Below are 12,500 nucleotides of genomic sequence, written 5' to 3' on the forward strand. Positions count from 1 at the left end.
CGATCGTGCCAATGTTGACGTGCGGCTTATTGCGCTCGAACTTGCTCTTTGCCATGTGAATTGCTTCCTGTGAACGTGAAGTAGTTTCCCCGGCGCACCGGTTTGGTGTCGCCGTTTAAGGCTTTGTAAGCGAATGCGCAAGACTTAATTATGAAAGCGTCTTCGCGCGCGCCTTAAGCGTGCCTTGAGGCCTGTATATGGTGTCTGGTTTGCGACATTTAAACCCTCGCGAGGGTGAGGCAGACGTCGGCCGGGAGCCCCCCTCCGTCAGCCTAGCTAATCACTAAACAAGATATTTCTATCACAACTTCTTTACCTGCACCGGCATGATGGCTTAAGTGCATTCCATCGCCGGGGGGAGACGGGCGATTGGAATCCGGCGCGCGCGCCATCCCATGCCATATCTCGATCCGTCGCTTTTCCCTCGCGACATCTCTATCCGTTTCAGGACTATCCCATGGAAATCTTCACAGCTGCCGGTTTCACGGCATTTTTGCAGGTCATTGCAATCGACCTCGTTCTGGCGGGCGACAACGCCATCGTCATCGGCCTTGCCGCCGCCGGTCTGCCTGCTCATCTTCGCCGCAAGGCGATCCTGGTCGGCATCATCGCCGCCACGGTTCTGCGCATCGGCTTTGCCGCCGTCACCGTCCAGCTTCTTGCCATTGTCGGCCTGCAATTATTCGGCGGACTGCTGCTCGCCTGGGTGTGCTGGAAGATGTGGACGGAACTGCGTGACGCCGCAGGTTCCATCGAAGACGAGGTGACCGACGAAGAGGCCGACCTGACCAAGGGTCACAAGACCTTCTTCCAGGCAGCGACCCAGATCGTCATCGCCGACGTCTCCATGTCGCTGGACAACGTCCTTGCCGTCGCCGGCGCTGCGCAGGAACACGTGACGGTGCTGATCATCGGCCTCGTCGTGTCGATCGCGCTGATGGGCCTCGCCGCCAACTTCGTCGCCAAGCTCCTGCACCGCTATCGCTGGATTTCCTACCTCGGCCTCATGGTCATCATCTATGTGGCGCTCAACATGCTCTACCACGGCACGCTCGAGGTTCTGCCCTATATCCAGGCCTATCTCGGCTGACACCGCCAGTAGAAACGCTTTTGCACAAGGCCCGGAAACGCCAGTTTCCGGGCCTTTTTCGTGACCTGCGACCGTCAAATCCCTCACCCGGTTTCGCCGTTGCAGAACAGGAAGAATCAATCGTCGCAATTGCTGCAACATCAGGAGAAGACAGGGAATCGTGAATTCTCGCTGGTGGTTTCTGACAGTTGAGGTCAGCCACGGGCAAGCCTAGGGAGCTAGTCAATAAGTCATAATAATAAAAAGAAAGGTAAAGCTGCCAATGGCTTATGACTGGAGCGGCGGTCGTACCCGCCGCCTTCGCAGGGTGAGGCTCGGTGTTGTCGCCAGCTCTCTTATCCTGCTGGCGCTTCTTGCGTCGCTCGTTCTTGGCTGAACGCGCCGCGCGCGCACTCCCACGCTGACCGGCGGCATGGCAAGGTTTTCAGGAACCGCCCTGCCGCCGCTCCTTTGAGGGAAAGTCCAGCGCTCAGGATTTCTTCACGTCCACGCAATGAACCGGCTTTTTCATCTCCGGGTCCGCCATCAGATCGTAAAGATCCGCCTCGTCACCCTTCGACCACCAGACATAAATACCGCCCTGATATTTGGCGCCCGAGGCCGAAATGACATTTGCGGCGACCGTCACGCCATCCTTCAGCCCCAGTCGCACGAGGCTGACCTCGCCCGCATTAAAATAGACGGCCTCCACCTTGTCGGCGGCGCATTGATAGACCGCCTCCACCTTTTCGACCGTCGTGTCCTTCGGAAGCGGAATCACCAGGTCTTCAGCCATGGCGCCGGTAGCGAGCGATACGGAAAAAGCTGCAAGAGATATCGCGGCAACGGTTTTATTCATGATGATCCTTTCCTGATGTCACCGGATCATAAGGTCATGCCAGCAAAGCCGAAATGGGGCCGCCGCCTCGCGCCTATCAAATTTTCGGGAAACCCGGCCTCGCAAACATGCGGCAGATCAACGCCGCACCGGACCATGCGGCACTTTCATTCCGTCCGGCAGGCCGGGGCAAAACCTATCGAAACAGCCAATAAACGACGCCAAGGATCACCGTCCACATCAGCAGCGATATGGCCAGCACCGTGAGATAGTTTCGAAATCGTCTGGTCATCCGCCCACATTGCCGGCGAGCCGTCATCAGACAGCCGTAACCGTTGAATTGCTGGATGCGGATCAAGCCGCAGGGTCAATTCGTTCTATCAAGAGATTGAATCTCAAGCCATTCGCAGTTTTTACCCGTCCTAAAACGTGGTTGCCCGTCTAGGGAGTTTCACCCCATCGAGAAACAGGTCCATCCGCGAACAGGTCCTGATCGCGGATGGGACGTCATATCCTCACATGCCGGCGACGGCAGCAAAGGGCCATGGGCGAGGAGGCGCAGGCAAAGACGATGCGGGACAGTCGATCGCAACCGAGACCACACGCGTTATCCGAATCTATCTCGGATAACGCGCCAATAGCGGAGCAGCGGTCATTGACCCGCCGCCTGCCTCAGCTCTTCAGGGCGGTGTTGCACAGGCTCCAGTAACCGCCGCCCTTCTGGATCCATTTCAGATCGCCGAGCGTGCCGTCACTCTTGTTCTTGTGGTAGGAGTCGACGCAGGTTTTCAGGCGGGCCTTGCCGGGCGTCTCGCTTGAATACTTCTTATCGACAGCACTCGGGAAAGCGACGCCCTTCGGGGCCTTTATCGTCGCTTTTGCGGGTTCTTTTTCGGTGGTGGCCGCGACCTGCTTGTCGTCGGCCGCATCCTCAGCGGCCGCCTCGCTGCCGCAGAACTTGGCGCGATAGTCGTTCCACTTGACGTCCTTGGCGGACCCGTCGGCTTTCGCCGCCTGATACTTCACGCTGCACTCCTTCATGGTGAGTGCGGCTGCGGGGGAGACGAACGCCGCCGATGCCAGCAGCGCAAAGGATGAGAGAATGACAACCCTGTTCAACATTGAAGACTCCCGTGTGCATGATTGCCGGCCGACTATCTGACCGGATTTTCCGCTTGTCAACGAGCAGTGCGGTAGAGACGGAAACTCAGATCGACGGGGCACGGCACTTGCTCACCGGACACACCATCTTCGTGGTGAAGCCGGCACCGCGCCGTCATCTTGAAGGCCCCGTCGCAGGAACCGGGCATCCCCAGCACCCAATCCCAAGAATCACGTGTTCGTGTGAGGTCAACCCTTCACCGGAACGAATTTCCTAAGTTTTCGTTAGCATACCGAACGAATAACGAGGATTTATCGATGTTGAGGATGCCGAAGACTATCTCCGCGCTCGCTCTTGGCGTCGCAATATCTGCCGCTTTTGTCGTGCCCGCCCATGCTTTGAGCCTCATACAGCCGGCCTATGAGACACAGCAACAGGCACAGACCTCAGACCAGCGAAGCTATCCCGCCTCAGCCTTTGCGGCAGGAAAAGGCGAAGACGCCACGCCCAACGGTTACGCCCTGTCGCAGGCCGAGATCAACCATGTAAAATGGTGTGCGACGCGTTACACATCCTACCATCCCACCGACAACAGCTATATGGCGGCTGGCGGCACACGGATGCAATGTCTCTCGCCCTATTGATTCGGCTGCGGCCCGGGCCGCGCCGTTTCCGACAAGATAAAATTTACCTTAAATTCTACCGGTTTGAACCTTTCTCCCATCTGGCCATTTGAACCGTGTGCCAACGGAGAAAACGCGATGTTGTGGAATCTGGAAAAGCTTGAGCAGGAACGAATTGACCTGATCGAGGTCATTACAGCCCTGCGTCGCGTGGAGCGTCTGTCGAAAACGGATCGCACCTCGATCTTTGAGGAAATCACGGCGCATATGGGAAGGCTGAGCGAACTGGATGCGGAGAAACTGCGAATCCAGTCAGCGCTCGATGCAGTCTGAACGCTCGCCCCGCCAACCGGCTTATCGCCTCGGCGTCCCCCAATGCGGCGTCTGCTGATCACTCGTCTTCCGGAATAAACCCGCCGATCTGGCGTTTCCAGAGCCGCGCAAACAGCCCGCCCTGCTCGACCAGTTCCTCCGGCCTGCCCTCTTCGATAATCCGGCCATGATCCAGCACGATGATCCGGTCCATTCGTGCAATGGTCGACAGGCGGTGCGCAATGGCAATCACCGTTTTGCCCTCCATCACCAGATTGAGCTTGTCCTGAATGGCGGCTTCGGACTCGCTATCAAGGGCGGAGGTGGCTTCGTCGAGGATCAGGATAGGCGCGTCTTTCAACAGCACGCGCGCAATGGCGACCCGCTGCCGCTGCCCGCCGGAAAGCTTGATGCCACGGTCTCCGACAAAAGCGAGATATCCTTTTCGCCCCTCACTATCGGCGAGATCGGCGATGAAGGCATCGGCCTTCGCCACTTTCGCCACCTGCTCCACCTCCTCCCGCGTCGCCTCTGGTCGCCCGTAGCGGATATTGTCGCCAACCGACCGGTGCAGCAACGCCACATCCTGGGCAATCACCCCGATATTGCGGCGCAGGCTCATCTGCGTGACCTCGCGAATATCCTGACCGTCGATGCAGATGGCGCCATCCTGAATGTCGTAAAACCGCAGGAGCAGATTGACCAGCGTCGTTTTTCCCGCGCCAGACAGGCCCACCAGCCCGACCCTCTCTCCCGCGCGGACCTTGAGCGACAGATCATCGATCACCGGTCTGCCGGACTTGTAAGCAAAGCGGATATGGTTGAAATCGATATCTCCACGCGCGACATTCAGCTCCGCCGCACCGGCCCTGTCGGTAATGGTCGGCGGCGTCGTCATCACAGGCATGGCATCCTTGATGGTGCCGATCGCCTGGAATATCTGCTGGCCCATCTGCAGGAAGGTGAATGTGTGCCCTGACAGCCGCTGCAATATATAGACCGCGCCGACGAATTCTCCGACCGTGATGACCCCCTTCACCAGACCGGAAAACCCCACCGACAGGATCGCCAGCCACAACGCCATGTTGAGCGCAACCACGACCAGCTCAGACGCGCGGTAGACACGCTGCTCCCTGTGCTGCGTCTGCACCGCCTTGTTCAGAATGCGGCGGATTGCGCCCGCCTCGCTGTCTTCGGCAGCGAATTGCTTGATCATCTGCATGTTGCTGTAGAGATCGGTAATCGCGCCCGAGACAAGGCTCTTTTGTTTCGCCGACCGGCGTGACCGTTCCGTGAAGACGGGAGCCAGTTTGACGGCGAGAACCACATTCAGCACGATCCAGATGAACACCGGCAGCGCCAGCTGCCAGGACAAGGCGGCAAGAAGCGCAAGAGAGCCGATCATCTGCAGCAGAAAACGCGGTCCGATCTGGAATGCGTTGATGATCTGCTGCTGAACGGCTGACGAGACCTGCGAAAGACGCGAGGCGACCTGTCCGGCGTAGAGCTCATGGAAAAATGCCAGATCCTGCCGCTCCACGGCCTTGTGGCCCTGCCACTGGATGGCCACCGGCATGGCGATGCCGAGCGTGTGCGAATTGAGCGTATTGAGAAGAAACGAAGCCACCGGCATGGCGGGAAAGATCAACAACCCAAGGACGGTAAGCAGCGGCCATTCATCGCGCAGAAAAGCCTCCGCCCCCTGCGCCGTCACGCCATCAACGATAACGGACAATCCCCAGATGATCGACAGGTTGATGGCTTCCACCGCCATGGACGACAGGGCAAGAGCAATGAGGACGCCGCGAAACATCTCAATGAAATGCAACAGCACCGCGACGGGGCCTTTCGACGGCAGCGGCCGGAAGGGAATGTCGAGCGGCCGTATCAGCGTCTCGAAAGGGCGAAAAATCGTATCTGAAATCGACATGGGCCTCTCGGATCGCGGTTTGGCATCGACGGGGAGGAATCAGCTACGCGTCCGGCATGGAACCATGACCGGCCCTTGACCTCAATTGTAAAGAATAGCTGGTGCGCGCCCTGAACATGGCGTGAAATGAAACGTTCGCACGATCATGCCGATCATCGGCAAGTCGAAGCAGCGAAAATGATTGCGGGTGAACATGCCTGCAATGGAGAGCAGACAAGGCAAAACGGCGCAAAATCAACGTTTAACGGTTGTCTTCGATTTTCAAGGGCGAACACAGCGCCTTTTTTTTAGTGTTTCAACCTTAACTGGGCATCAGAAGGTAATGTCCGACACCCCAGACCTCCCCACCCTGATGCCCGAACAGCCCGGCGGTTGCGAGGAAGAAAAGTCGCCAGCGGCGTTCCCACAGTCGCGCGTCGTTTCCGTAAACGCGCTTCAGGATCGGCCGGACACGGTCAATCTCCCGGTCAAAATTCGCCAGCCAATCAAGAGCTGTCCGTCGATAATGTAGACCGGACCATCGCCAGTCCTGTTCTACAGTGAAAATCTTCCCAAAACGATGGGGAAGATCGAAGGCAGGCATGATACCGCCGGTGAAGAAGTGCCGGGCGATCCAGTCTGCCGGATTATTGTGGTCAAAACGGTAGGATCGGTCACGGTGGTTGAAGACGTGCAGGAAGAACCTGCCTTCCGGCTGCAGCCAGGAACGAACCCGCTCGAATAACATCTGCCAGTTCGACATGTGCTCGAACATCTCCACCGACACGACTCGATCGAAACGATTGCCTGTCGTGAAATCATTCATGTCGGCGGTTACCACCGAAAGGTTGGAGAAGCCGCGCTCCCGGACGCAGCCGATTATGTAGTCACGCTGCGATGCTGAGTTCGAAACGGATGTGATCCGCGCATTGGGAAATCGGCCCGCCATATACAGGGAAAGCGAACCCCAACCGCAGCCGAGTTCCAGAATATCCATGCCATCACGCAGCCCGGCATGGGCCACTGTCTCGGAAAGCGCCACGGTCTCGGCTTCATCCAGCGTCGTCGTGGCGTCGGGATAATAACAGCAGGAATATTTGCGCTGCGCTCCGAGAACCAGCGAGAAAAACTCCGCTGGGACTTCGTAATGTTGTCTGTTCGCCTCGTCGGTGTGGCTGGCGATGGGAAACGTCGCCATATCCTTCGCAAAGGCCAATTCGGCATCATCGGGAATATTTGAAAGCCGCCGTTTCGTTCGCACGCAGAGCATATCTATACCGGCCAGTGTGACCGCGTCAGTGAGCGGTGCGCGTTCTGCGGCATTGATGGCGAAGGCGAGCATATTCATGGCGTTTCCTCGTTCTTGCGCGGCCCCGGAAAGAAGGCGTTGACGCGGCGTTGCAGGACGCGGAACCTCTCTCCGCGCGATTTCAACATGTGCTCTTCAAGCGGCGGAATGCCGGAGACGTGGACGAGCAGCCAGTACATCATGATGGGTGCAGCAAGCGACGCCCAGGACAAGACCTGCTCCTGAACGGCGAGCAGCGGGAAACTGCACCAGAAAAGCCATTCGAAGAAATAATTGGGATGGCGGGAATAACGCCAAAGGCCGGTTTCACAGACGCCGGTTTTTGCTTCCGGCGTTTTCCTGAATTTTGAAAGCTGGGCATCCGAGAGCGCTTCACCAGCCAGTGCGGCAAAAGCGACCGCCGTGGCGAAAACATCGATGAGACGCGGAAAACCCTGGCCGTTGCCGGCAGCGAGATAAACCGCAAGAACGAGCACGAAAGCGGCAATGGCCTGTATCTGGAGGAAGATGAAAAGTCTGAGAGGGGCTGCGCTGCCCCATTGCTTGATGAGCTTTGCATAACGGGGATCTTCTCCGCCGCCCTGCGTGCGCATGCCTATATGCCCGGCAAGTCGCAACGACCAGACGACGACAAGAGAAAATACGACCGCGCGCCGCCAGCCGTCTCCTTCCGCGAATAAAACTGCCGAAACTCCGCCAAACCCGACACTCGCCGACCAGACGGTGTCGATCCAGCCGCTCGAACCGGTTGCTCTCTGCAGCGCCCACGCGCCTGCCATCAGAAGCGACATGAGAATGGCAAGCGTCAGGATCACAGACAACATCACTATTTCGCTCGCGGTTTGAACAGATGGAGACCGGGTTTCGTGATGGCAAATACGACCGAACCGGCAAAAGAGTTTCAGGTTTCGGAAAAGATTCCAAAAAAACACCAGCCGCTGAAACTTATCCGCCCCCTCCCTCGTATCTGCGCTGTCCCAAGGCAAATTTCTGTAATGCGATGGCGAGGATAGATGACCGACACGGAAACGAGACAAAAAGATAGCCGGCACCGCATCGCAATTGTGGGAACAGGAATTTCCGGCCTGTCGGCAGCGTGGCTTTTGTCGAAACGGCACGATGTCACGGTCTTTGAGGCGGCTGATCGCGTCGGCGGCCACAGCAACACGGTGACATTCGATACGGATAAAGGACCGGCTCATGTCGATACCGGGTTCATTGTCTATAACGAGTGGACCTATCCCAATCTCACCGCGCTTTTTCGAACGCTTGACGTACCGACCGCAGCGTCGAACATGTCTTTTGCCGTTTCCCTCGACAATGGCGACTTTGAATATTCCGGTGGAACCGGTCTTGGCCTGCTGGCACAGAAGAGAAATGTGCTCAGACCACGTTTCTGGGCGATGGTTGCGGACCTCCTTCGGTTTTACCGCAATGCCCCTCGCGACCTGCATTTGATGGGCAATATATCGCTCGACGAATATCTCACGCACAACCGGTACGGATCGGCGTTCCGCGACGATCATCTTTACCCCATGGCGGCAGCCATATGGTCCACGCCGGCCATGGAGGTCGGCCGTTACCCGGCTGCGCATTTTATCAAATTCTGCCGCAATCACGGCCTGCTGTTGCTGCGCGATCGACCGGTCTGGCGCACCGTTGTCGGTGGCTCGCGCGAATATGTAAAACGCATCACGGCGCCATTTGCGGATCGAATTCGCCTCTCGACACCGGTGACACGCATTCGCCGCCTTCCGCGCGGCGTCGAACTCACCACCGCGGACGGGAAAACTGCCCGCTTCGATGACGTGGTGATGGCAACCCATGCAGATCAGGCGCTGGATATGCTCACGGACGCCTCGCCCGCTGAACAGCGCATCCTCGGCGCCTTTGGCTATACGAAAAACCGCGCCGTGCTTCACACCGACAGCAGTTTCATGCCCCGTCGCCGCGCTGCCTGGTCAAGCTGGAACTATGTTGCCGATACGCGCATTAAGGCGGGCCAACCAAGCATCACATACTGGATGAACAGGCTTCAGCCGCTGGGAGAAACCCCGGACACTTTCGTAACGCTGAACCCGGTCCGGGAACCGGATCAAGGAAAGATCATCGCCGAGGAAACCTATCACCATCCCGTTTTCGACGCCGGCACAGAGCAGATGCGTCAGGAGCTTTGGGCTTTGCAGGGCCTGCGAAACACCTGGTTCTGCGGCGCTTATTTCGGATCGGGTTTTCACGAGGACGGACTTCAGGCCGGGCTTGCGGTTGCCGAAGATCTAGGCGGGGTGACACGGCCATGGAAGGTTGCCGACGATAGCGGCCGGATCATTCGCCTGGATTTGAAAACCATTGCGACGGACACGAAACTCATGGAGGCGACAGCATGACGCCTCCCTTCACGTCAGCGCTTTTTCCGGGCAATGTGACCCATGCGCGCTTCAAGCCGAAAATCCACAAACTGGCCTACCGGATTTATTCGCTGCTTCTCGATCTCGATGAACTTGAGACGCTCGACCGGAAATTGCGGTTTTTTTCCGTGGACCGGTTCAACCTCTTCTCTTTTCATCGCAGGGACCGTGGCGACGGCAGCGCGATTGGCCTGCGCCGGCAGATAGAGACAGCGATGACGGCGGCGGGTATCGCCGTGGATGGAGGGCCTATTCGCCTTCTCACCATGCCGCGCCTGCTCGGCTGGGCTTTCAACCCTCTGAGCGTGTTCTTCTGCTATGGGCGCGACACGTCGCTGAAAGCCATCCTCTGGGAGGTGGATAACACCTTCGGGCAACGGCATTCCTATCTGATCCCGGTGGAGGCCGGCAAAGAGACCGAGATCGTCCAGCGATGCGACAAGGCTTTCTATGTCTCGCCCTTCATGGACATGGACCTACGTTATGTTTTCCGCGTCATTCCGCCAGGTGACAGGTTGAAGATCGTCATCGAAACTTTCGACGATGACGGCGTGGTCCTGACGGCCCGTCATCTTGCCCGGCGCGTCGAGCTGACCGATCGCGCTCTGCTCAAAGCCTTCGTCACCATCCCGTTCCTGACGCTCAAGGTCGTTCTCGGCATTCACTGGGAAGCCCTTAAAATCTGGCTGAAAGGCGTGCGGCTCAAAAAACGTCCGCCGCCGCCCGCCGAACCCGTCTCATTCGTTCATCCATCATCGTCGCAAATCGAGGCCAGAATTCATGACCCCGTTTGAAAATCTCTCTGAATTATCGACGCAGGGCACTCGCCTCAACGGTCGTGCCGGCATGGGCACATGGCTCATCAGCCGGCTGCTGAACAATATCGAGCGCGGCCGACTGCGCGTAACCCTTCCTGGCGGTGGAAACATCGAAAAATCGGGCGATTCGGAAGGTAGCGAAGCCATTCTCGTGCTGCATAACTGGCGGGCCATCCGCAGGCTGCTCGTCAACGGCGATATCGGCTTTGCGGAAGGTTTCATCGAAAATGACTGGTCTACGCCTGACCTGACAGCGCTCATCCGTTTCGCCGCTCAAAATCGCGAGGCATTTGCAAGGTCGATGCGCGGCAGCCTGCCCATGCGTCTCATCAACCGGCTTGCACACGGGCTGAATGCCAACACCAGACGCGGCAGCCGCCGCAATATCGAGGCGCATTACGATCTTGGCAACGAGTTCTACCGGCAGTGGCTCGATCCCACGATGCTCTATTCCTCGGCGATTTTCGACGAAACCACCACCAGCCTTGAGGCCGCGCAACGCAAGAAACTCGAGCGCATTGCGGAGAAGCTACAGCTGACCGGAAATAACAACGTACTCGAAATCGGCTGCGGCTGGGGTGCACTCGCCATCCATCTCGCCACGCAGCACAATACAAACGTGACCGGCATCACCCTTTCCCCCTCCCAGTTGCGCTGGGCAGAAAATGCGGCGGAGAAAGAAAACAACGCGGGCCGGATCGATCTCAGGCTGCAGGATTACCGCGACGTGCAGGGTCAATTCGACAATATCGTCTCGGTGGAAATGTTTGAAGCTGTCGGCGAAGCCTATTGGCCAAGCTATTTCGAAACGCTGAAACGCTGCCTGAAACCCGGCGGCCGTGCGGTGCTGCAAATTATCTCCATTGAAGAAAGCCGCTTTGACACCTATCGGCGCAAGGCCGATTTCATTCAGAAATACATCTTCCCGGGCGGTTTTCTGCCCTCCGATTCAGCGCTTGAAAAAGCCATGGGACAAACCGGCCTGAAACTCACGGAGACGGAGCTTTTCGGCCAGTCCTATGCGCTCACACTGTCGGAATGGCGCCAGCGTTTTCACGCCCGATGGCAAACGATTTCCCTGCTTGGCTTCGATGAGCGCTTCCGGCGGCTGTGGGACTATTACCTCTGCTACTGCGAAGCGGGTTTTGCCGAGGGAACCATAAATGTCGGCCTATACACGATAGAACACGGATGAGGCGGGGCGAACAAGCGGAGAAAGACAATGAAAATCAGCAGATTGGCAATTGTACCCGCCCTCTTCCCGACGCTGGCGGGCCTCGGTGCGGCAGCAGGCGAGATTGACGGAAACTGGGCGCGCGGCGACGGCAAGGCGAAAGTGCTGATCGCGCCCTGCGGCGAGAAAATATGCGCCACGAATACATGGATCAAACCTGGCACCGCAAAAGAAAAGACCGGTGATCGCCTGATCATGGACATCAAGCAGAGCGAGGCGGGCAGCTATTCCGGCACCGCCTTCGACCCGCAACGGGAAAAATCCTACAAGATAACGGTGACGGTCGCGGGCAATAACATGACCACGAAAGGCTGCATCGTCGCCGGCCTGCTGTGCAAGGGCATAAGCTGGACCAGGATCGACTAGCGCATACTCAAATCGCTTCTCTTTATTCTCGTCATCCCGAAAAAAACGTCGCCTGATCAAAGGCAAAGGAAACACCGATGAAGACATACCTTGCCGCTTATTCCTTCACCCTCATCGCATTTCTGGTGATCGATTTCATCTGGCTGAGCACCATGGCGTCGCGTCTTTACCGGCCAGCCATCGGCGATCTTCTGGCGGAAAATTTCCGCCTTGCTCCGGCAATCGTCTTTTATCTCATCTACGCCGCCGGCCTCACTTTTCTCGCCGTTCGTCCGGCTCTGATTTCGGGCGAATGGACCACGGCTCTGCTTTATGGCGCAGCGGTGGGCTTCATGGCCTATGCCACCTATGATCTGACCAATCAGGCCACACTGAAGAACTGGTCCACCACCCTGACTGTTGCCGATCTACTGTGGGGAACCTTCGTCTCGGCGGCAGCGGCCATCATCGGTTATCTCGTCACGGTCCGCCTCATCGGCCCGCTTGAAAACTCGGCGGGTCTGTCATGACAC

The 12,500-nt window shown here is 57.7% G+C and carries 13 protein-coding genes; 8 read left to right on the plus strand and 5 right to left on the minus strand.

The annotated features are described in order from the left end of the window. Positions 1-457: 457 nt before the first annotated feature. Entirely contained in the window at positions 458-1,090 is a 633-nt protein-coding gene (locus tag AC5I5B_RS21070) for a TerC family protein (RefSeq protein WP_003507682.1), read from the plus strand. 469 nt (positions 1,091-1,559) lie between these two features. Here the strand turns inward: AC5I5B_RS21070 and AC5I5B_RS21075 are convergent, their stop codons facing one another. After that, on the minus strand, positions 1,560-1,928 hold the full coding sequence (locus AC5I5B_RS21075) for an MliC family protein (protein ID WP_111834765.1): 369 nt from the start codon (positions 1,926-1,928) through the stop codon (positions 1,560-1,562). Between the two features lie 651 nt (positions 1,929-2,579). Then, positions 2,580-3,029, minus strand: a complete 450-nt coding sequence (locus AC5I5B_RS21080) for a hypothetical protein (protein WP_060726362.1) — start codon at positions 3,027-3,029, stop codon at positions 2,580-2,582. A gap of 297 nt (positions 3,030-3,326) precedes the next feature. On the opposite strand from AC5I5B_RS21080, the gene AC5I5B_RS21085 reads away from it, so the two are divergent. Further along, positions 3,327-3,653 (plus strand): BA14K family protein, encoded by a 327-nt coding sequence (locus tag AC5I5B_RS21085; RefSeq protein WP_111834764.1) that lies wholly within the window; start codon positions 3,327-3,329, stop codon positions 3,651-3,653. Positions 3,654-3,770: 117 nt separating this feature from the next. Then, a complete protein-coding gene (locus AC5I5B_RS21090) occupies positions 3,771-3,965 on the plus strand; it encodes a hypothetical protein (RefSeq protein ID WP_003507677.1) in 195 nt (64 codons plus the stop codon). Between the two features lie 58 nt (positions 3,966-4,023). Here the strand turns inward: AC5I5B_RS21090 and AC5I5B_RS21095 are convergent, their stop codons facing one another. From AC5I5B_RS21095 to AC5I5B_RS21105, 3 genes are all read right to left on the minus strand, one after another. Continuing rightward, a complete protein-coding gene (locus AC5I5B_RS21095; protein WP_003507676.1) occupies positions 4,024-5,874 on the minus strand; it encodes an ABC transporter ATP-binding protein in 1,851 nt (616 codons plus the stop codon). A 301-nt stretch (positions 5,875-6,175) separates the two neighbouring features. After that, positions 6,176-7,201 carry an SAM-dependent methyltransferase gene (locus AC5I5B_RS21100; RefSeq protein ID WP_111834763.1) on the minus strand — a complete coding sequence of 342 codons (1,026 nt, stop codon included), beginning with the start codon at positions 7,199-7,201 and terminating at the stop codon, positions 6,176-6,178. Beyond that, on the minus strand, positions 7,198-7,986 hold the full coding sequence (locus AC5I5B_RS21105; RefSeq protein WP_111834762.1) for a DUF1295 domain-containing protein: 789 nt from the start codon (positions 7,984-7,986) through the stop codon (positions 7,198-7,200). The genes AC5I5B_RS21100 and AC5I5B_RS21105 overlap by 4 nt, the downstream gene beginning before the upstream one ends. 189 nt (positions 7,987-8,175) lie before the next feature. On the opposite strand from AC5I5B_RS21105, the gene AC5I5B_RS21110 reads away from it, so the two are divergent. The 5 genes from AC5I5B_RS21110 to AC5I5B_RS21130 all read left to right on the plus strand — a co-directional run bounded on the left by AC5I5B_RS21110 (position 8,176) and on the right by AC5I5B_RS21130 (position 12,497). Next, positions 8,176-9,549, plus strand: coding sequence for an NAD(P)/FAD-dependent oxidoreductase (locus tag AC5I5B_RS21110; protein WP_111834761.1), 1,374 nt, complete (start codon positions 8,176-8,178; stop codon positions 9,547-9,549). After that, the gene (locus AC5I5B_RS21115) at positions 9,546-10,364 is read left to right on the plus strand and encodes a DUF1365 domain-containing protein (protein WP_060723326.1); all 819 of its coding nucleotides are present in this window, start codon (positions 9,546-9,548) and stop codon (positions 10,362-10,364) included. The genes AC5I5B_RS21110 and AC5I5B_RS21115 overlap by 4 nt, the downstream gene beginning before the upstream one ends. Then, positions 10,351-11,583, plus strand: coding sequence for an SAM-dependent methyltransferase (locus AC5I5B_RS21120; protein ID WP_003507666.1), 1,233 nt, complete (start codon positions 10,351-10,353; stop codon positions 11,581-11,583). The genes AC5I5B_RS21115 and AC5I5B_RS21120 overlap by 14 nt, the downstream gene beginning before the upstream one ends. Positions 11,584-11,610: 27 nt before the next feature. Further along, positions 11,611-11,988, plus strand: coding sequence for a DUF2147 domain-containing protein (locus tag AC5I5B_RS21125; RefSeq protein ID WP_003507664.1), 378 nt, complete (start codon positions 11,611-11,613; stop codon positions 11,986-11,988). Positions 11,989-12,065: 77 nt separating this feature from the next. Further along, complete coding sequence (locus AC5I5B_RS21130; protein ID WP_003507662.1) at positions 12,066-12,497, plus strand: DUF2177 family protein; 432 nt, start codon at positions 12,066-12,068, stop codon at positions 12,495-12,497. The last annotated feature ends 3 nt before the right edge of the window (positions 12,498-12,500 follow it).

This window comes from Agrobacterium sp. (genome assembly GCF_059499945.1).